This window comes from Actinoplanes sichuanensis, assembly GCF_033097365.1.
GTDB classification, from domain to species: domain Bacteria; phylum Actinomycetota; class Actinomycetes; order Mycobacteriales; family Micromonosporaceae; genus Actinoplanes; species Actinoplanes sichuanensis.
Map to the genome: position 1 here is coordinate 608,548 of NZ_AP028461.1, position 19,807 is coordinate 628,354.

At 72.6% G+C, this 19,807-nt stretch carries 18 protein-coding genes and 1 pseudogene; 8 read left to right on the top strand and 11 right to left on the bottom strand.

Going from position 1 to position 19,807, the window contains the following annotated elements; all coding sequences use genetic code 11:
- Positions 1–175: 175 nt before the first annotated feature.
- The gene (locus tag Q0Z83_RS02530) at positions 176–598 is read left to right on the top strand and encodes a TraR/DksA family transcriptional regulator (RefSeq protein ID WP_317792141.1); all 423 of its coding nucleotides are present in this window, start codon (positions 176–178) and stop codon (positions 596–598) included.
- A gap of 255 nt (positions 599–853) precedes the next feature.
- Positions 854–1,033, top strand: a complete 180-nt coding sequence (locus tag Q0Z83_RS02535; protein WP_317792142.1) for a hypothetical protein — start codon at positions 854–856, stop codon at positions 1,031–1,033.
- On the opposite strand, the gene Q0Z83_RS02540 is transcribed toward Q0Z83_RS02535, so the two are convergent.
- The 5 genes from Q0Z83_RS02540 to Q0Z83_RS02560 form a co-directional block, all read right to left on the bottom strand.
- Positions 1,002–1,718 (bottom strand): hypothetical protein, encoded by a 717-nt coding sequence (locus Q0Z83_RS02540; RefSeq protein ID WP_317792143.1) that lies wholly within the window; start codon positions 1,716–1,718, stop codon positions 1,002–1,004. The two genes, Q0Z83_RS02535 and Q0Z83_RS02540, sit on opposite strands and share 32 nt — an antisense overlap.
- Positions 1,715–4,534 carry an FtsK/SpoIIIE domain-containing protein gene (locus tag Q0Z83_RS02545; protein ID WP_396349880.1) on the bottom strand — a complete coding sequence of 940 codons (2,820 nt, stop codon included), beginning with the start codon at positions 4,532–4,534 and terminating at the stop codon, positions 1,715–1,717. The genes Q0Z83_RS02540 and Q0Z83_RS02545 overlap by 4 nt, the downstream gene beginning before the upstream one ends.
- A gap of 45 nt (positions 4,535–4,579) precedes the next feature.
- Complete coding sequence (locus Q0Z83_RS02550; protein WP_317792144.1) at positions 4,580–5,500, bottom strand: hypothetical protein; 921 nt, start codon at positions 5,498–5,500, stop codon at positions 4,580–4,582.
- A gap of 4 nt (positions 5,501–5,504) precedes the next feature.
- Positions 5,505–5,765, bottom strand: a complete 261-nt coding sequence (locus Q0Z83_RS02555; protein ID WP_106320458.1) for a hypothetical protein — start codon at positions 5,763–5,765, stop codon at positions 5,505–5,507.
- A 258-nt stretch (positions 5,766–6,023) separates the two neighbouring features.
- Positions 6,024–6,530: a hypothetical protein gene (locus Q0Z83_RS02560; protein WP_317792145.1), complete on the bottom strand. Its 507-nt coding sequence runs from the start codon at positions 6,528–6,530 to the stop codon at positions 6,024–6,026.
- Between the two features lie 159 nt (positions 6,531–6,689).
- Here Q0Z83_RS02560 and Q0Z83_RS02565 point away from each other — a divergent pair, with 159 nt between their 5' ends.
- On the top strand, positions 6,690–9,233 hold the full coding sequence (locus Q0Z83_RS02565; RefSeq protein WP_317792146.1) for an ATP-dependent Clp protease ATP-binding subunit: 2,544 nt from the start codon (positions 6,690–6,692) through the stop codon (positions 9,231–9,233).
- Positions 9,234–9,279: 46 nt separating this feature from the next.
- On the opposite strand, the gene Q0Z83_RS02570 is transcribed toward Q0Z83_RS02565, so the two are convergent.
- On the bottom strand, positions 9,280–10,260 hold the full coding sequence (locus tag Q0Z83_RS02570; protein ID WP_317792147.1) for a LysR family transcriptional regulator: 981 nt from the start codon (positions 10,258–10,260) through the stop codon (positions 9,280–9,282).
- Between the two features lie 125 nt (positions 10,261–10,385).
- On the bottom strand, positions 10,386–10,967 hold the full coding sequence (locus Q0Z83_RS02575) for a hemerythrin domain-containing protein (RefSeq protein WP_317792148.1): 582 nt from the start codon (positions 10,965–10,967) through the stop codon (positions 10,386–10,388).
- A gap of 67 nt (positions 10,968–11,034) precedes the next feature.
- On the opposite strand from Q0Z83_RS02575, the gene Q0Z83_RS02580 reads away from it, so the two are divergent.
- Entirely contained in the window at positions 11,035–12,342 is a 1,308-nt protein-coding gene (locus tag Q0Z83_RS02580; protein WP_317792149.1) for a M20/M25/M40 family metallo-hydrolase, read from the top strand.
- Positions 12,343–12,364: 22 nt separating this feature from the next.
- On the top strand, positions 12,365–13,054 hold the full coding sequence (locus Q0Z83_RS02585) for a hypothetical protein (RefSeq protein ID WP_317792151.1): 690 nt from the start codon (positions 12,365–12,367) through the stop codon (positions 13,052–13,054).
- 9 nt (positions 13,055–13,063) lie between these two features.
- Here the strand turns inward: Q0Z83_RS02585 and Q0Z83_RS02590 are convergent, their stop codons facing one another.
- Positions 13,064–13,726: a response regulator transcription factor gene (locus Q0Z83_RS02590; RefSeq protein ID WP_317797009.1), complete on the bottom strand. Its 663-nt coding sequence runs from the start codon at positions 13,724–13,726 to the stop codon at positions 13,064–13,066.
- Positions 13,727–13,890: 164 nt separating this feature from the next.
- Positions 13,891–15,060, bottom strand: a complete 1,170-nt coding sequence (locus tag Q0Z83_RS02595; RefSeq protein WP_317792152.1) for a sensor histidine kinase — start codon at positions 15,058–15,060, stop codon at positions 13,891–13,893.
- A gap of 114 nt (positions 15,061–15,174) precedes the next feature.
- Here Q0Z83_RS02595 and Q0Z83_RS02600 point away from each other — a divergent pair.
- Positions 15,175–16,563, top strand: a pseudogene (locus Q0Z83_RS02600) (nitrilase-related carbon-nitrogen hydrolase); the annotation flags it as partial.
- Between the two features lie 81 nt (positions 16,564–16,644).
- Here Q0Z83_RS02600 and Q0Z83_RS02605 read toward each other — a convergent pair.
- Positions 16,645–16,836 carry a DUF5703 family protein gene (locus Q0Z83_RS02605; RefSeq protein WP_317792153.1) on the bottom strand — a complete coding sequence of 64 codons (192 nt, stop codon included), beginning with the start codon at positions 16,834–16,836 and terminating at the stop codon, positions 16,645–16,647.
- Positions 16,837–16,888: 52 nt separating this feature from the next.
- Positions 16,889–17,887, bottom strand: a complete 999-nt coding sequence (locus Q0Z83_RS02610) for an aldo/keto reductase (RefSeq protein WP_317792154.1) — start codon at positions 17,885–17,887, stop codon at positions 16,889–16,891.
- Between the two features lie 139 nt (positions 17,888–18,026).
- Here Q0Z83_RS02610 and Q0Z83_RS02615 point away from each other — a divergent pair, with 139 nt between their 5' ends.
- Positions 18,027–19,079, top strand: a complete 1,053-nt coding sequence (locus tag Q0Z83_RS02615; RefSeq protein WP_317797010.1) for an LLM class F420-dependent oxidoreductase — start codon at positions 18,027–18,029, stop codon at positions 19,077–19,079.
- Entirely contained in the window at positions 19,079–19,771 is a 693-nt protein-coding gene (locus tag Q0Z83_RS02620; RefSeq protein WP_317792155.1) for a histidine phosphatase family protein, read from the top strand. Before Q0Z83_RS02615 ends, Q0Z83_RS02620 begins: the two co-directional genes overlap by 1 nt.
- Positions 19,772–19,807 lie beyond the last annotated feature (36 nt).

The window sequence follows — 19,807 nt, forward strand, 5'->3', positions numbered from 1 at the left end:
GAGTCCGTGGCGGATTCGAACACCGACAGTTATGCTCCGGTTACTTTTTCGCGGGGGTCCCGTTTGGGATCTCCGGCGGTGGGTATCGTCCGGCTCCACATGCACGAGCCGGCCGGGACGAGGGTGACCCGGGGATGGCCACCGGTCGGGGCTGAGTGAAGGGCAGGGGGACTGCATGCTCGTCAACGGAGCGGTTGTTGCGGGTAAGGGCGCGAGCACGGCCAAGGGGCGCTCGGTCGAGGAGTTCGAGCAGATCCGGGTGATCCTGCAGGGCCGGTTCGAGGAGCTCGACCGCGAGTACGAAGAGGCCGTCGCCCAGAACACCAGGCTGAGGCTGGTCGAGATCGGCGACGCGGCCGGCGACGACCAGGCCGACAGCGGGTCGAAGACGGCGGAGCGCGACGCCGCGACCTCACTGCTGAGGACGCTGCTGGACAGGCGCACGCAGGCGGAGCACGCGCTCCAGCGCCTCGACGACGGGACGTATGGCAACTGTGAGGGTTGCTCCAACCCGATCCCGGTGGAGCGGCTCGAGGTGTTCCCCTCGGCCACCACGTGTGTGAACTGCAAGCAGGTGCGCGAGCGCCGGGCCAGCTGACGCCCGCCGGGCCCGCCTAACCGGACGGGCCCGGTTTTCGCTTATTCGGAGCGCGGCGGCGACAGGGTGCGCGGCGGCGAGACGCGCGCCACATATTCATTACTGAACAATTGTTTATCCAACGGGTGGCGGGCGGTGAATTCCGGCTCCGCCACCGTCGATTGTTGAGGAACACAAGTAGTTCCGGCGGTCTCGTCCGATGGTCGGTTCCCGGTTCCCGGTATTTCCGCGGCGCGGTCGGGTACAACCGGATCCATGACCGACACAGCAGACGACGCACGTGAACCCGAGCGCCCCGAAGCGGCCGGCGGCGACTACGAGTACGACGAAGCTCACGGGGGCGGCGACGACGGACCCGGGGTCCCGGCCGCCCTGGCCGACGAAGCCCGCCGGATGCGGGACCTCAGCGGGGTTGAGCGACCAGCACCGCGGTGAACAGCAGCCCGGCCGTGACCAGACCGGTCGCCAGGACCGTCACGACCGCCGAGGTGTCCAGCGGGGCGTCCCGGCGGTCCGCGATGAGTTTCGCGGTCACCACCGCCAGCACCGGGAAGAGCAGCATCACCAGCAGCGCCACCACCGGCGCCGCCTGCTGCCAGTCCCCGCCCGCGGCCGCGCCGGTCCGGCGCACCAACAGGTTGCCGATCACCCCGAGCAGGCCGCCGACGAAACCCAGCATGCCGAAGAGGATCTTCGTGCCGAGGGTGATCGGCCGGGCCGGCGGTGTGTACCGCACCCGGTTCTCCACCTCCTTGAGGTAGTCCTCGGCGTCCCGGTCCGGCCCGTCGTCACCGCGCTGCCGGGGAATGCTGGCCGGCGGCAGGGTACGCCCGAACCGCTCGGCCACCGGACCGACCCGGTGCACGAAGTCCGACCACAGGCCGGCCGCCCGGGCGTCCACCTCCTCCAGGCCGCGTTGGGCCGACCGGACCGACCGTTCGGCTGCCTCCAACCGCCCGGCCGCCTCCTGGACGGCCACGTCGGCGGCGGCCAGCCGGTCGGCGTACCAGCGGCGGGCCTCCTCCCGGAGCCCGGTCGCCTTCGCGTCCAGGCTGGTCAGCCGACGCAGGACGGTACGGTAGTCGGCGCGCTCGAAGTCGGCCGGTTGCAGTTCGCTCATGAGGTTCCGTAGGGGATGATCACCTCGGCGCCACGGTGCACCGAGCGGTCGAAATGCAGGGCCCGCCACGGGCGCGGATACCAGTTCGGCGCGCCCTGCCCCGGGTAGTACGGCGACAGCTCACTGCCGTGCACGTCCAGCGCCACCCACGCGCCGATCGGATCGGTCCGTGACGCGTGCCCGCCCAGCGAGTCACGCAGCAGCCCGGCCCCGCGCCACCAGCCCAGCACGTGCAGCCGCCGCTCCGGGCCCTGCCGCAGCACGGTCCGCAGCTGGTCGGCCGCCTCCTTGCCGCCGGGCAGCGCGTCCGCCGCGTAGATCAGGATGAAGTGCGGGCGGTCGGCCGGCCACGACGCGGTCGCCTCCGCGGCGGCGTCCTCCAACAGCCAGTACACGTCGTCGGGCAGATAGAAGCCGGACCCCGGGATCCGGGCGTGCAGTGCCTCGGCCGCCGCCCGCGCGTCCGGGTCCAGGCAGACCACCGAGAACCGGGCCCCGCCCGGGGTGAACTGCGCGGCCAGCGAGCGGCCCGCCGTCGCCAGGATCGCGCACGCCTCGTCGGTCCGGGTGCCCAGTACCGCGAGGTTTCGGCCCGGCGCCCGCCGCAGCACGGTCTGCGCCGACCGCGCCGCCACGTCGATGGTCTGCCCCAGCAGCATCACCGGCGCCGTGGACGCGTCACCGACCCGCAGGTCCCGGTAGTCCGGGCTGTCGGCCAGCCGCGGGATCACGTCACCGTCGAACAGCCGCGGCGGCCCCAACTCGGCCGGGCGACGCCGCCACAGCCGGTGCTGGAGCGAACTCCACTGATCCCGGTCGCCGGCGGCGGGCACCCGGACGATCCGGTTCGCCTCCGGCGCGCCCGAGTCGGCGTTGACCACCGCGTGGTAGCGGGGCAGCGAGTCGGCGGCCGGGTTCGTCTCGGCCAGCACCCGCCGTGCCCGGGGCAGCGCGATCCGCAGGCTGAACTGGGCGACCAGCGCGGGCCGGCCCCACAGCGCCTCGATGCCGGACACGTCCTGACTGGCCAGCACCAGGTGGATGCCCTGCGACCGGCCCCGCCGGGCCAGGTCCTCCAGCAGGTCCACGGCCTCGGTGGTGACCGCGTCCCGGCCGGCCAGCAGCACCTGGAACTCGTCGACCACGGCCACGATCCGCGGCCACGCACCCTCCGGATCCTCGGCCCGCAGCTCGGCCAGATTGGTCACCTCGTGCCGCTTCGCGGCGTCCGCCCGCCGTTTCAGCTCGGCGCCCAGGAACCGCAGCAGCGCCAGACCGAACTCACGGTCGGTGTTGACGTTCACCCCGACCAGCCGGACGTGCGGCAGCCAGCTCGGGTCCCGGCGGCCCGGCGCGAACCTGGCGAACGACACGCCCTCCTTGAAGTCGAGCAGGTAGAACGCCAGCTCGTCGGGGGAGTAGCGGGCGGAAAGCGCTCCCATCCAGGCGTAGATGAAGTTGGTCTTGCCGGTCCCGGACGGCCCCGCGATCAACGCGTGCGGCGGGTAGTCGCTCAGCGTCACCTGAACGCGCGGCCCCTGCGGGCTGTCCCCGAGCGGCGCGGTCAGGCCCGCCGCGGAACTCTCCCGCCACTCGGCACCGGCCTCCGGCAGGAGACTGTCCAGCGCCACCGGCGCCGGCCCGGCGGCCACCGACTCGGCGATCTGCCGGCACGTCGCGGTCATCAGATGGGACGGCGGAGCGGCATCCAGCCGTACGGGCAGATCGCCGGCACTCTCGATGCGGGCCTCGTCACCCGCCGCCGCCACCACGAACTCGATCCCCGGCCCCGGCTCCACCGACTGCCCCCGGATCACCAGGTGCACCCCGCACGCCGCCCCGGTCCGCAGCAGCCGGTCCAGCTGGGTCCGCTGATGGCGGGACAGCTCACCGCCACCGAGCAGCACCGCCACCCGCCACGGCTCCGGCCGCCGTTTCGTCGCCGCGTGCAGCTCGCGCACCGACGTGTACTCGCCGGCCAGCACCGTCTCGTTGATCCGCCGCACGTGCCCGACCAGCTCGTCGACCAGCTTGTCCAACCCGCCCGGCCCGACGAAGGTGAGTACGCCCGCGGTCGCCAGGGGCGCGAACCCGGCCAGCCCACCACCGAGGTTCTCCGGGTCGTACCCGATCAGCTGCACCTGGCCGGGCACGCTGGTGCCGAGCGCTCGCAACAGCAGCCCGGCCACCACGTCGTCGCCGGCTCGCCGGTCGCCCTCGACCACGATGTGCCCGTGATCGAGCAGCCGCACCAGCGCCGGAACCTCGGGCGGCGCGTCGTCGACGACCGGCCCGGCGGTGCTCTCCGGCGGCTCACCGTCCGGCCCGGCCCAGGCCTCGGTGACCTCACCCGGCGCACCGGCCCAGGCCCCGCCACCCCAGTCCTCGGTCCCGCCCGGCGCGCTCCGCCCGCCGCCGCCCGGCCGCTCGGCGCGCGCGGGCGCCGGCAACGGGGCCTCCGGCAGCATCAGCCGCCCGACCCGCAGCTCGGCGGCCCGGTCCAACGGCGTCGGCTCCCAGCTGTGCCACGGCTCGCCGGCCGCCCCGGGTGCCGCCCGGTCGGCCGCGCCCGCCGCCGCGCCGGCCAGCGCCGCCAGTTCGGTGTCGTGCCACGCGTCGATCTCGTGGATCCGCTCGTCCCGGGCCGCGGCGAGTTTCCGGCGCCGGGCGGTGGCCGCCGCGACCATCCGCCGGTAGCGCGCCTCGGCCGCCTCCCGGACGTCGTGGGCACGCTCCAGGGCCACCTGCGCGGCGCCGAGCGCGTGCGAAAGCCCGGCCCGGATCTCCATGACCCGGTTCTTGGTGGATTCAGCCATGACTCGCCGGCATCGTCGAAGTGGTCATCGGACTCCAGCGGCGCCTCATCGGCGGTCCTCCGCGGTCTCGGGGCGGGGCCGCACCGGCTCCGGGGCGTCCGGCTCCAGGGAACCGGCGTCCCGGCCCAGACGGGCCAGCAGGACCCCGGTCAGCACGCTCGCGGTGACCGCCGTGTCGGCCGGGTGCCCGGCCGGTCGGTCGCCGCGTTTCTCCTGCTGCTGACGCAACGGAACCCGGCAGATCCGGTCGAGCAGCGTCTCCAGCACGTCCGGCTGGGTGCCCGGCAGCAACGCCTTCACCCGACCCTCCGCGGCCGTCCGCAGCCGCGGCACGTCCTCCGGGCGGGGCTCGTGCCCGAGCAGGTCACCGGCGAGCCGGTGCAGCAGCTGCGGCGTCACCGCGGACAGCCCCAGCCCGCTCGAGGCGTTGACCGCGTGCAGCTCCCGGCCCAGTCGGGCCCGGTCACCGGCGCGCACCCCGGCCGCGATCCGCCGCAGCAGATCCGACGGGTCGGCCTGCTCCCCGAACTCCGCACGATCCGGGCCGCCGGGCGGCGCCTCACCGGTCAGCTGAGCCACCCGTTGCTGCCACCACGGCCCGAGACTCTCCACTTTCTCGGCGGGCGGCTCCTCCGGTCGCGCCGTGCGCTCCGGCCGCTCCTCCCGGCGCATCTCGGTCCGCCACTCCTGGCCCGGCGCGGTGCCGGGGGTTCCGGAGAGACCGAGCACCATGAGGTACGCCTCGACGGCGTCCTGTGTGGCCCGGAGCGCCGCGGCGGCCGTCTCGGCATGCTCGGTGGCGTGGCCGAGGCGCAGCACCCCGAGGTCCTTGCTGGACTCCTCCTGCACCCACCGGAGCAGGTCGGTGGCACTGCGCAATTTGTCCATCGCCGCGGCGACCAGCCCGGTGGGCAGGTCGTCAGAGGTGGCGCGAAGCTGGGCGCCGAGTTCCTGCAGCAGCGACATCGCGTCAGAGGTTCGCCGTGTAGGTGTGGGCCTGCTCGACCGCCGCCAGCGTCGCGCTCATCGAATCCTCGAGCTGCTGATCTGCCTGGGACAGCGAGGCGTGCGCGGCTCCGACCGCGTCGTTGGCGCTGCCGTCGAGAGCGGCGGCGAGGCTCTGCTGCGCCTCACCGATCTTCTCCCGCGCCGCCTGTATCGCCTGCTGCCCCTCGGTGACCTGCTGTAGCGCGGCCTCCACGGCAGCTCTGAGTTCGGCGACACTGGCCACCCGGGCAGCCTCCTGGACGGGGTCTACATTGCGGCTCCAGCCTAGCGTCCGGTTCCCGCACGGCCGCCCTCGCATGCCCCGTTTTATCAGAGCCTGCCAGGCTTGGCACGACACGGTTTTCCCCGCGGTGGCCGAAGATCTCCCTGGTGAGATCCTATCCGAAGATGATCCACAATGGATCATCAGGGCCTTGCGGGGCCACCCGGGATCACCATCGCGGGTGCCGACACGCCCTCCCCAGGGGGTCAGTCCGCCGGGTCAGCGAGGGACCGCGGACGGGCCCCGGACCTCGGCTCCCAGTCTGGTCACGCGGTCGCGCAGGCCTCGGTCGGCGGTCACGACGACGGTTCGGCGGGCCGGGGCGGTCACCCGTACCAGATCAACGATCTTGTCATCGCCGGAGCCGGACGCGCGCTCGATCCGGACGCCCTCGGGATCCTGCGGAATGTCGCGGGCCCTGCCCTCGACCACCAGGACCACCTCGACCGGCGCCGGGATGTCGGGGAGGCCGGCGGCGGGCACCGCCGCCAGGCTGTCGCGCAGCCGCACCGCCGCACCGGCCCGGTCCCGCCACCAGCCGTCCGGGACCGACCCGACCACGTTCGCCCCGTCGACGATCACCAGCGGCGGCCCGGCCCCCGGTGCGGGAACCGGAGCGGAGGTCGGCCGGTGAGCGGGCGTGTCGAAGGGTGATCGGACCGGCTCGGGCCGTTCCGGCTCCTGAAAGAGCGGCGTGAGGGAGGGTGGATCGGGAGACACGACCATGAAGTTGAGTGTAGTCGTGTCAACTTTTTCCGCGATTCGGGAATCGGCGGGGAGGTTCACGCGCTGTTGACGACCGGACGGCTCGCGTTTGCCGCCCACCCGGCCGGGTAGCCCTCCATGGGCGGACCCCGGCCCGAGGTACCAGGAGAAGAGAGACAGATGAGCATCGGACCGTTCGGGCCGGCGGGGCCCGGCCAGTGGGACGACCTGTTCGCGCGCTTCTTCGGTGCGGCCGAGCCGCGCCGCCAGGCGCAGCGTTTCGACATCGCGAGACACATGAGCAACGACGCCCGCCAGGTGCTCGCCGACGCGGCCCGCCGGGCCGCCGAGGTCGCCGGCGGCGACCGGCCGCTGGCCGACCTGGACACCGACCACCTGCTGTGGGCGGTGCTCCAGCAGGACCCCATGAAGCAGACGGTACGCCGAGCCGGCGCCGACCCGGACAAGCTGCTCACCGAGCTGGGCCGGCCGGCGGCCGCGGCCACCGAACTGCCGGAGAGCATCGCGCTGACCCCGGCCGCGAAGCGCGCGCTGCTGGACAGCCTGCAGATCTCCCGTGCGGTCGGCGCCTCGTACATCGGGCCGGAGCACATCCTGATGGCGCTCGGCATGAACACCGACTCGGCGGCCGGACGGCTGCTGGCCGGTCGGATCGTCGACCCGCGCACCATCCCGCACCACAGTGAGCTGCCGAAACCGAACCAGTCCGGCCAGTCCGGCCCGCGGCCGAGCGCGGCGCCGACCCCGACGCTGGAGCAGTTCGGCGTCGACCTGACCGAGTCGGCGCGGCGCGGCGAGATCGACCCGGTGATCGGGCGTGCCGACGAGATCGAGCAGGCGATCGAGATCCTGTCCCGGCGTACCAAGAACAACCCGGTGCTGATCGGCGAGGCCGGGGTCGGCAAGACCGCCGTGGTCGAGGGCCTGGCCCAGCGCATCGTGGACGGCGAGGTGCCGCTGACCCTGCAGGACAAGCGGGTGGTGCAGCTGGACCTGGCCGGGATGGTGGCCGGCACCCGGTACCGCGGTGACTTCGAGGAGCGCCTGAAGAAGGTGATCGAGGAGATCCAGGCGTCCGGGGACGGCCTGATCGTCTTCCTCGACGAGATCCACACGATGGTCGGCGCGGGTGGCGGCGGTGAGGGCGGCGGCATGGACGCCGGCAACATGCTCAAGCCGGCACTGGCCCGCGGGCGGCTCCGGGTGATCGGCGCGACCACCCTGGACGAGTACCGTCGGCACATCGAGAAGGACGCGGCCCTGGCCCGGCGGTTCCAGCCGGTCCTGGTCGGGGAGCCGAGCGTCGAGGACACGGTGGCGATCCTGCGCGGGCTCCGCGACAACTACGAGGCCCACCATCAGGTACGGATCACCGACGAGGCACTGGACGCGGCGGCGGTCCTGTCCGACCGCTACATCACCGACCGGTACCTGCCGGACAAGGCGATCGACCTGATCGACCAGGCCGGCGCCCGGGTCCGGCTGCGCACCAAGACGCCCGACGCCGACCGCCGGGAGCGGGAGCGCCGTCTCGAGCAGCTGTCCCGCGACCGGGACCAGGCCGTCGCCGCCGAACACTACGAGCAGGCGTCCGCGCTCCGCGACGAGATCAACACGTTGCGGGCGCAGCTGGCCGGCCCCGGTTCGGCCGCCGACGGGGTGCCGCAGGTGACCGAGGAGGAGATCGCCGCGGTGGTCTCCCGGTCCACCGGCATCCCGGTCGCCCAGCTCACCGAGGCCGAGCGGGACCGCCTGCTGCGGCTGGAGCAGAACCTGCACGGCCACGTGATCGGCCAGGAGGACGCGGTGAACGCGGTGGCCGAGGCGGTCCGTCGGTCCCGCGCCGGACTCGGCGACCCGGACCGGCCGGTCGGCAGTTTCCTGTTCCTCGGCCCGACCGGCGTCGGCAAGACCGAGCTGGCCCGCTCGCTGGCCGAGGCGCTGTTCGGCGAGCCGGACCGGATGATCCGGCTGGACATGAGCGAGTTCCAGGAGCGGCACACGGTGTCCCGACTGGTCGGGGCGCCGCCCGGGTATGTCGGCTACGACGAGGCGGGGCAGCTGACCGAGGCGGTGCGGCGACGGCCGTACAGCGTGGTGCTGCTCGACGAGATCGAGAAGGCTCACCCGGACGTCTTCAACATCCTGCTCCAGGTGCTCGACGACGGGCGGCTCACCGACAGCCAGGGGCGGACGGTCAGCTTCAAGAACACCGTGCTGATCATGACGAGCAACCTGGGCTCGGACCTGATCAACGGGAGCACCCGCAGTGTCGGTTTCGCCGGCGCGGAGAACGGGCGCTCACCCGGTGAGGAGCTGCGCGAGCGGCTCGACAAGCGGCTCAAGGAGCAGTTGCGGCCCGAGTTCATCAACCGGATCGACGAGATCATCATCTTCCGGCAGCTGGAGGACGACCAGCTGCACAAGATCACCGAGCTGATGCTGGACGAGACCCGCCGCCGACTGCACGCCCAGGACGTCACCCTCGACATCACCCCGGCCGCGGTCGACTGGCTGGCCGAGCGCGGTTACCAGCCCGAGTTCGGGGCGCGACCACTGCGCCGGACCATCCAGCGGGAACTGGACAACCGGCTGTCCACGATGCTGCTCGCCGCCGATCTGGCGCCGGGCCGGACGGTCCGGGTGGACGCCAGGGACGGCGCACTCGTCTTCGACGTGGAGATGAGCGCCGCCGCGCGGTGAGCCGGGCTTTTTGTGGAGGGGGCGCACGGCGCCCCCTCCGCGTGTCTCAGGCCGCGGCCAGGTGGCTGTTGCCGCCGGCGCCGGGAAGGCTCTGCGCCCACTGCGTGTAGTGCTCGTTGCGCGCCAGGATCTCCTGGTACGCCTCCTGCGCGTGATCCATCAGCTTCGGCGCACTGCGCGCGGCCGGGGAGTCCGGGTGCCACCCGAGGACCAGCCGCCAGCGCAGCGGGGCGCCCCGCAACGGCCGACTGGTCAGTCCCGCCGGTGGGCGGAACGTGGGCTGGCACAGGCCGATGGCCAGGCCCAGCTCGACCATGTCGACGCAGTTGCGCACGTCCGACTCCAGGACCCGGCGTGGCGCGAAACCTGCCCGGGCGCAGGCCGCGGCGAAACAGTCGCCGAAACAGCCGTCACCGGCGCCGGCCACCCACTGCTCGTCGGCCAGCTCCGCCAGATCGACCGACAGGTTCTTGGCCTGCGGGTGGTCGTCGGGCAGCAGCACACAGACGGCGTCCATCCCGATGGTCTGCCAGACCAGCCCGTACTCGGCCGACGGCAGCGCATCGCCGCAGACGCCGACCTGGGCGTAGTCCAGCTTGCCGGCCATCACCATGCCGGACAGCTCGGAGATGTAGTAGGACGCGTGGGTGGAGATCTGCGCCTCCGGCTGGGCAGCCGACAGGCGGTGCACCAGGTGGGCGACGACGGGTCCGCCGACAGCTCCGATCCGGTACCTGCTCATCGTGTCGTGATCGCCGCCGGCGGCCAGTCGGGCCGCTTCGTCCTGCAGGCCCTTCATCGCGGGCAGCAGCACTCTGGCGCGGGACAGCACCAGCTCTCCCAGGGCGGTTGGGCGTGCGCCCCGGCGGTCACGGTCGAACAGCGGGCCACCCAGTGTGCGCTCGATCCGCTGAAGTTGGGCGGTGAGTGCAGGCTGGGCAAGGCCGAGTTGTGACGCGGCCTTGGTCACGCTGCCGGTCTCCGCGATGGCGCAGACCACCTTCAGATGCCGCAGCTCGAGGTTCATAGCGTGACGTTAGGACTAGAAAGGGATCGAACGCTAGTCCGCAAGCCGTGGAATGATCGGCAACCTGTGACAAACGTATGAACGAACAGGACGTTCGGCACTTACAGGCCGTAACCTGCCTTTAGTTACAGATCGCGTACGTATGTGGCACGCGAACTGATCACGTCACGAATCTTGTCGGCCACTCCGACCAGCGGATCCACCACCTTGTTCCACGGCGGCGTGGACGGTGTGGACGGGTGCGGCCGGGTCGGCGCCGCCTCCTCGGCCGTCTCGAAGCGGTTGCCCAGCCGGACCAGATCCTCCGACGGCACCATCTGCTCCAGCAACGGCAGAAGCTCCTCGGCGTCGGCGGCCACATGCCGGCGCACCGCCTCGGCCAGATCGTCGCGCCCGTCACCGCTGCGCTCCAGATCACGCAGCCGCTCCAGGATGGCCTGATCCTCGGCCAGTTCCCGGTCGGCGATCTGCTCCCCGCCGGGCACCGCGGTGCGGACTGCCGGGTACAGGTACTGCTCCTCGGCGGCCAGGTGCCGGGACAACGTGGCGACCAGGACCGACGCCACGTCCCGGTTCTCCGGGGACTCGGCCAGGCGCTCGGTCAGGCCGAGCAGCTCACGGTGCTGGGCGGCGACCACATCGACGATGCTGCGCCCAGGGATCTCGCCGCCGGTCGGCGGCAGCGGGGGAAGATTCACGTCAGACACGGCCCCGAGGTACCCAGAGGCGGTCTCCGATCAAACCCCCGTGACATCCGGCTGATAAGAAGGGGCGATGGAGAACACCGCCGAGAGCGAGGTCGTGGACCTGTGCCGCGACCTGCTCCGCATCGACACCACCAACACCGGCGACCCGCGGACCACCGTGGGGGAGCGGGTCGCCGCCGAGTACGTCGCCGAGCGGCTGGCCGAGGTCGGCGTCGAATCGCGTCTCCTCGAGTCCGCGCCGACCCGGGCCAACCTGGTCGCCCGGATCCCCGGTGCCGACCCGTCCCGCGGCGCGCTACTCGTCCACGGCCACCTCGACGTGGTCCCGGCCGACGCGAGCGAGTGGTCGGTCGACCCGTTCGGCGGCGAGATCCGGGACGGCTACCTGTGGGGCCGCGGCGCCGTCGACATGAAGGACTTCGACGCCATGGTGCTCGCCGTGGTCCGCGAGTGGCGGCGCACCGGCTACGTCCCGCCGCGCGACATCGTCCTGGCGTACACCGCCGACGAGGAGGCCGGCATGGAGTACGGCTCCCAGTGGCTGGTGCAGAACCACCCCGACGCGTTCGAAGGCTGCACGGAGGCGATCGGCGAGGTCGGCGGGTACTCGTACACCGTCAACGACGATCTTCGCCTCTATCTCGTCCAGACCGCCGAGAAGGGGCTCGACTGGCTGCGGGTGCACGCCACCGGCCGGCCCGGCCACGGCTCCTTCATCCACGACGACAACGCGGTCACCACCCTGGCCGAGGCCGTCGCCCGGGTCGGCCGGCACCGCTTCCCGACAGTTCTCACCCCGACCGTGCGGTCCTTCCTGGAACAGGTCAGCGACGCCCTGGAGATCGAGCTGGACCCGGACGAGCCGGAGCTCGCGGTCGCCAAACTCGGCCCGATCGCCAACCTGATCGGCGCCACCCTGCGCAACACCGCCAACCCGACCCGGCTCGCCGCCGGGTACAAGGACAACGTCATCCCCGGCAAGGCGTCGGCCACCATCGACTGCCGCACCCTGCCCGGGCACGCCGACGCGTTCCTGCGTGAGCTGCGCGAGGTGATCGGGCCGGACCTGGAGATCGAGCACGTGCACCAGCAGCCGGCCGTGGAGACCGCGTTCGACGGTGACCTGGTCGACGCGATGGGGGCCGCGCTGCGCGCCGAGGATCCGGGAGCGCGTACCGTGCCGTACCTGATGTCCGGTGGCACCGACGCCAAGGCCTTCTCCACCCTCGGCATCCGGTGCTTCGGCTTCGCACCGCTGCGTCTCCCGCCCGACCTCAACTTCAGTGCGCTCTTCCACGGCATCGACGAGCGAGTTCCGGTGGAAGGACTAAAGTTCGGCGTGCGTGTGCTCGACCGCTTGCTTCGAAACAGCTGAAATCGGAAGGACCCCCAAACCCATGACTGACCAGAACGCCGAGCTCGACGTCGCCCTCGACCGGGTGATCGAGGCGGCGCGGGCGCACCTCGCGGCCGTCAAGGCGGCGGCCGGCCGCATCGACGACGACGACGTCTGGCAGGCGTACGTCGACCTGAACAACGCTTCCTTCGCGTACGACGAGCAGCTGCTCGACGCTTTCGGCGAGGTCACGCCGTGGGACGTCGAGTCGATCGACCCGGACGAGGCGGACCGTCGGTTCGGCCAGCTCACCGAGGCCGGTGGCGCGGCCGGCGCCGACCCGTACCCGCAGATCGTCTCGGTCCGGCAGCGCCGCGACTACCGGGTGCCGAGTGTGTCCGCGCTGCTGCGGGTCGCCGAGACCGCCCGGCGCAGCTCGGTGCCGGAGGACGAGGACGCCGGACCGGTCGAGTCGGTCGGCGAGGCCGTGCTGGAGCTGCTGCAGGCCGGCGACGGCTCGCTGGCGTCGCTGGACGTGCCCGAGCTGGAGCCGCTCGACGGCCTGCTCACGGTGACCGAGGTCGCCGAGCCGCTCGACCTGGAGGCCTTCGACGACGCCGACGGCTCCGGCCCGTTCGCGCCGGTCGACTCCGACGTGCTGGTCGGCCGTCTGGACGAGCACCCGTTCCTGCCGGACGAGGACGAGCACGACCACGGTCACGACCACGCGGGTCACCACCACAAGCACTGACCCGACGCGTCAGCCTGGTGGTTCCCCACCCGGGACCACCAGGCCGGATTCGTAGGCGAAGACGACCGCCTGGGCGCGGTCACGCAGGTGCAGCTTGGCCAGCAGGTTGCCCATGTGCGTCTTGACGGTGTGTTCGCTCAGCCGCCGGGCCGCGGCGATCTCCGCGTTGGACCGGCCGGCGGCGACCAGGCGCAGCACATCCGTCTCCCGGGCGGTGAGTGCCGCGAGACGGGCCGCCGCCGCCGGGTCCGGACGGCCGTGCCGGCGCAACTCGCCGATCACCCGCCGGGTCACCGCGGGCGACAGCAGCGCCTCCCCGGCCGCCACCACCCGTACCGCCCGGACCAGCTCCGCACGGCGGGCGTCCTTCAGCAGGAACCCGCCCGCCCCGGCGCGCAACGCGGCGTACAGATAGTCGTCGGTGTCGTACATGGTCAGTGCCAGCACCCGGGCCGTGGTCCGCTCGCAGACCTGCCGGGTCGCGGCGACCCCGTCCAGCACCGGCATCCGCATGTCCATCAGCACCAAGTCCGGCGCCAGCCGGACCGCGGCCCGAACCGCCGCGGCGCCGTCGGCGGCCTCCCCGACCACCTCGATGTCGGTCTCGGCCGCCAGGATCGCGGCGAATCCGGCCCGGAACAGCTCCTGATCATCGGCGAGGACGACCCGCAGCTTCGCTTCGGCGGACGCCGTCGGCGGCCGTGTCCCGGCGGGTGCCGTCCGCGGCTCCGGTCCGGGCGGCGCTTCTCGCGGCGGTGTTTCGGCGGGCGCTGTTCGCGGCTTCGCCTCGGGCGGCGCTGTTCGCGGCTGGATCTCGGCCGGTGCCGTCCGCGGCATCATGCTCCGTCCCCGGCCGGCAGGTCCGCGTGCACCCGGAAGCCACGACCATCCGGGCCCGGCCCGGTCTCCAACGTCCCGCCGCAGGCCAGCGCGCGTTCGCGCATACCGATCAGCCCATGGCCGTGGGCCGCTCCCGGCGCCGGGCCGCCCCGGCCGCCGATTGCGCGTGGTGCCGGCCCGTTCCGGTCGCCGATCGCGTCCGGTGCCGGGCCGCCCCGGCCGCCGATCGCGCCCGGTGCCGGGCCGGCGCCGTCGTCGATCACCTCCACGATGAGCCGGTCACCGTGTCGGTGGAGACGGACCCGGACCGCTCGCGCCCGCGCATGCCGCAGCGTGTTGGTCAGCGCCTCCTGCACGATCCGGTAGGCGGCCACCGCAACGTCATCGCGGACCGGCCCGCCCTCGGCATCGAGGGTCGCGTCGATCCCGGCCGCCCGGACCTGCTCCACCAGAGCGGGCAGAGCCTCCGGGCCGGGCGGACGCAGGGCGTCCCCGTCGCCGTCCTCGCGTAGCGCGCCGACCACCCGGCGTAGCTGGGCCAGGGCGTCGCGCCCGGTGTCGGCGATCGTCGCGAACGTCGCGTCGGCCCGCCCGGTCAACGGCCCCGCCTCCGCCTGCACCACCATGATCCCGACCGCGTGGGCCAGCCCGTCGTGCAGATCGCGGGCGATCCGGGCACGTTCCCGCAGCACCGCGGCCACACGTTCCTGTTCCAGCCGCCGGGCGCGTTCGTCCAGCGCCGCCACCTGCGCCCGGCGCGCCCGGACCACGGTGCCGAGCGCGAACGCCGCCAGATAGGCCACCGTGAGATACCGCAGCACCTCCAGGTCCGGCCGCGGATACAGCAGCGACACGACGACCCCGGCCGCCGTCCCGGCCAGCCCGAGGATCCGCGGCGCCAGCGGGCTCAGCGCGGCGAACGTGTACACGCACACCAGGGGACCGAGCGGCAGCGGCGGCGGAGAACCGGTCATCGCCAGCACGGACGTCGCCACCCCGGTCAGCGCGGCGACGGTCAGCGGCGCCCGCCGGCGCCACAGGACGGGCACCGAGGCGACGATCCCCAGGGCAAACCTCCACCAGGGGTACGGCCCACCCGGTTCCACCGGTATCAGGGTGACCGCCACCACCACCGCGGTGAGTGCGGCGTCTCGTCGTGAAGTCATGGTGGCGATCAGTATCGTCGTTCACCGATCGGTGGCGCCTCCCTCCACAGGACCAGATCGGACCGGTCCGGTACGGCGATCCGCCCGCACCCCGTGGGCCCGCAGAGTGCCGGGATGAGATTCCTGATCGCCACCGTCGCCGGTGGAGTCCTGTGGCTGCTCGGCGCCGGTCTGCACCCGGTGTCCGCCCTCACCTGGCTGGCTCCGCTCCCGGTCCTGCTGTTCGCGCTGCGCGCCGGACCGTGGCCGGGGTACGCGGCCGCCGCCGGCTCGTGGCTGATCGGACAGGCCGGGTTGCTCTCCTACTATCTCGGCGACCTGGAGATCCCGCCGGTCCTGGTCGTGGCGATGGCCCTGTTCGGCGCCGGGCTCCTGGCCGCGACCGTGGCGGTGGCCCGCGGGCTGATCCGGCGCGGCCGGGTGGTCGCCGCGGTGTGGACCGCCCCGGCCGTCTGGGTCCTCGGCGAGTACGTGGTCTCCCGGCTGCTCCCGCACGGAGCCTGGTGGAGTCTCGGCTACACGCAGGCCGAGCAGCGGGGCGTCGTGCAGCTCGCCGCACTGACCGGTGTCTGGGGCATCACCTATGTGCTGCTGGCGGTCCCGGTCGCGCTCGCCGCCGCGAGCCGGCGCGATCACCGGCGACGGGCGGTGGCCGGCCTGCTCACGATCATCCTGCTGACCGGCGGCTGGGCGGTATGGCGGCTGCTCCCGGTCGGCCCCGCGGCGACCGAACCGGCCGCGATGCCCGGAAGCGGCGACCTGGCGGTTCAGGGAAACGGCGCCGTCGCGGCGACCGAACCGGCCGCGGTGCCCGGAAGCGGCGACCTCGCGGCGCGGGGAAACGGCGCCGTCGCGGCGACCGAACCGGCCGCGGCGCCCGACCTGATCACGATCGGACTGGCCGTGGTGCCGCAGACCGGTGACCCGGTGGACCCGGACACCCCGGCCGGGACGGCGCTGTTGTCGCGCTACCGGGCCACGATCGATGCTCTGGCCAGGGCGGGCGCGCGGGTGATCGTACTCCCGGAGAAGGTTTTCAAGATCTCTGCGGCGAATGCCGGAACCGTCGCGCGGGAGCTCGCCCACCCGGACGCCCGGGTCCTGGCCGGGGTGGAATCGGAGGCCAACGAGGCGATCCTGATCGGGCCCGGCGGGGTGATCGTCGCCCGGTACGCCAAACGGCGTCTCATCCCCGGTCTGGAGGACCACCTGCGGCCCGGCACCGGCCCGGTGACACACGGGTCGCTGGCCCTGGCCGTCTGCAAGGACCTCGACTTCCCGGAGCTGGTCCGCGGTTATGCCCGGGATGGCGCGGGCGTCCTGCTCGCCCCGTCCTGGGACTTCGGCCGGGACGGATGGCTGCACAGCCGGATGGCGCTGGTGCGCGGGGTGGAGAGCGGCCTGTCCGTGGTCCGCCCGGCGCGCTGGGGGCAGGCGCTCGTCAGCGACCGGACCGGCCGGATCGTGGCGGGCGCGGTCACCGGTACGGACCCGACGGCGATCCGGACCGCGACGCCTTCCACCGGAAGCCTCACCCCGTACGCCCGAGTGGGCGACTGGTTCCCGGCGGTGTGCGTGCTGCTGCTAGTAGCTCAGATTCGGCTGCGGCGTCGACTGGCGGCGGCGGCGGAGCATCACCTTCCGCGTGCCGTCGGCGAAGAGCTGGACGCGGGCCAGCTCCCACCCGGAGAACTCGGCCTGAATGGCGAGCTGCGCCGCCGCGGTCAGACGATCGACATTCGAAGGCAACCGTAGCGGCGCGTATTCGTAGTCCATGCGATCTAATATGCTCCCCGCCCCGGACCGGGCACCAGACCTGTGTGACGTGTCAGCCGAAGTAGGTGTCGGGGTAGCCGACGCCCTCGCGTTCCGGGTATCCGACCTCGATCGCCGACACGTCGTCCAGGGCGAACGCGATCTCGGCCGGCAACGTCAGCTGCTCGCTGCGCAGCGCCCCCTGCAACTGGCCGGAGGTGCGCGCCCCGAGGATCACCGACGAGATGCCGGGTCGGTCCCGGATCCAGGCGAGCGCCACCTCGAGCGGCGACACCCCGAGCCCGGCCGCCGCAGTGACCAGCGCCTCGACGATGCTGGAGCTGCGCGGCTCCAGATAGGCCTGCACGAACGAGGCCAGATGATCGGAAGCGGCCCGCGAGTCGAGCGGCCGCCCGTTGCGGTATTTGCCGGTGAGCACCCCGCGACCCAGTGGCGACCAGGCCAGCACCCCGAACCCGAGCGCCGCCGCAGCCGGCAGTATCTCCCGCTCGATGCCGCGCTCCAGCAGCGAATACTCCATCTGGGCGGCCACGATCGGGGCCCGGCCGGGGTATGCCGACTGCCAGGTCGCGGCCCGCGCGGTCTGCCAGGCCGAGAAGTTCGACACCCCGGCGTAGCGGACCCGGCCGCTGGCGACGGCCTGATCGAGAGCGGCCAGGGTCTCCTCGAACGGGGTCTGCGCGTCATACCCGTGCACCTGCCACAGGTCGACGTAGTCGGTGCCGAGCCGCCGCAGCGACGCGTCGAGCGCCCGCATCAGGTTGCCCCGGGAGGCGTCGCGCGGACGATACCGGTGCGGGGTGAGCCCGGCCTTGGTGGCGATCACGATCTCGTCGCGAGGCACCAGGTGGTCGAGCAGGGAGCCGATGACCGCCTCGGCGTCGCCGTCGCCGTACACGTCGGCGGTGTCGATGAGCGTGCCACCGCCCTCGAGGAAGATCTTCAGCTGATCCGCCGCGTCGTCGGGGTCGGTGTCCCGTCCCCAGGTCATGGTGCCGAGGGCGAGCCGCGAAACCGCTAGCCCGCTTCGGCCGAGCGGTCGCTGATGCATGAGTGAACCTTATTCAGACTCCCTGCTCAGCGAAATGCCGCGGCCTCAGCCGGGTGGGTCGGTTACCGGACCGAAACGGTCATGGAACGGATCAGTAGGCTTGCCGTTGACAGCTCATGATCTGCGGGAGGGCACCGTCGTGCGGCTCGGACTCAGCCTCGGATATCAGACGGCGTGGAGCACGCCCGCCGACCACCTCGCGATGGCCCGGGAGGCGGATCGGCTCGGCTACTCGGTGCTCTGGGCGGCCGAGGCGTACGGCTCGGACACGGTCAGCATGCTGGGCTGGATCGCCGGTCAGACCGAGCGGATCGATCTCGGCGCCGCCGTCATGCAGATCCCGGCGCGCACCCCGGCGATGACCGCGATGACCGCGGCCACGCTCGACACGCTCTCCGGCGGCCGTTTCCGGCTGGGCCTCGGCGTCTCCGGACCCCAGGTCTCCGAGGGGTGGCACGGTGTGCGGTTCGCCAAACCCCTCGGGCGTACGCGGGAGTACGTCGACGTGGTGAAGCTGGCCCTGGCCCGCCAGCCGGTGTCGTACCAGGGTGAACACCATCAGTTGCCGCTGCCGGGCGGCGCCGGGAAGGCGCTCAAGCTCGGTTTCCATCCGCTGCGCTCGGACATCCCGATCTACCTGGCCGCGGTCGGCCCGAAGAACCTGGAGCTGGCCGGTGAGATCGCCGACGGCTGGCTGGGCATCTTCCTCGCCCCGGACGCGGCCGGTGATCAGTTGGCGCAGATCGCCGCCGGCCGCGCCAAGGGGGGAAAGGACCTGACCGGGTTCGACGTGGTCGCCTCGGTGCCGGTGGTGATCGGCGACGACCTGGACGCGTGTGCCGACGTGGTCCGGCCGTACGCGGCGCTGTACGTGGGCGGCATGGGCAGCCGCGAGCAGAACTTCTACAACGGCATCGCCGTCCGGATGGGCTACGCCGAGGAGGCGAAGCTGGTCCAGGACCTCTATCTGAGCCGCCGGCCGGTCGAGGCGGCCGCGGCGGTGCCGCGGGACTTCATCGAGAGGACATCCATCATCGGTACGCGTGAGCACGTCGTCAGGCGCATCCGGGAGTACGCGGAGGCGGGCGTCGGAACGCTGTCGATCAGTCCGTATGTCGGTGACCTGAAGAGTGGCCTCGACACGTTGCGGATCGTCGCCGAGGCGTACGCCGAGTCGGGTGTGGTCGGCTAGTGGCCACCGTACTGCTGCTCCGGCACGGCCGGACCACCGCGAACGCCTCGGGCGGGCTGGCCGGCCGTCAGCCCGTCGAGCTCGACGACACCGGCCGTGACCAGGCCGCCCGGGCCGGTGAGCGGCTGAAGGAGCTGCCGCTGGCCGCGGTGGTGAGCAGCCCGCTGATCCGCTGCCGGCAGACCCTGGAACTGGCCACCCCGGGCACCGAGCCGGTCCTGGAGGACGGGCTGATCGAGTGCGGGTACGGCGACTGGGAGGGCCGCCCGCTCAAGGAGCTGGCCAAGGACCCGCTCTGGCCGGTCGTCCAGCACCACCCGAGTGCCGTGGTCTTCCCGAACGGGGAGGCGATGGCCGCGATGTCGGCGCGCGCGGTGGCCGCGGTCCGGTCCTGGGACGCCCGGGTGACCGAGGAGCACGGGCCGGAGGCGATCTGGCTGGCGTGCAGCCACGGTGATGTGATCAAAGCCATCGTGGCCGACGCCCTGGGTCTGCATCTGGATCAGTTCCAGCGGATCGTGGCCGACCCGGCATCGATCACCGTCATCAGGTATACGCCTGGCCGCCCGTTCGTGGTGCGGGTCAACGAGACAGGTGAGCTGGCGTCGCTCGTACCCCCGAAATCAGACGGTCGGGAGAAGGCCGCGGACAGCGACGCGGCGGTCGGTGGTGGCGCCGGAGGCGGTGTCTGACAACGCTCCGTGATCGGTGTATCGCCGCAGCGTGTA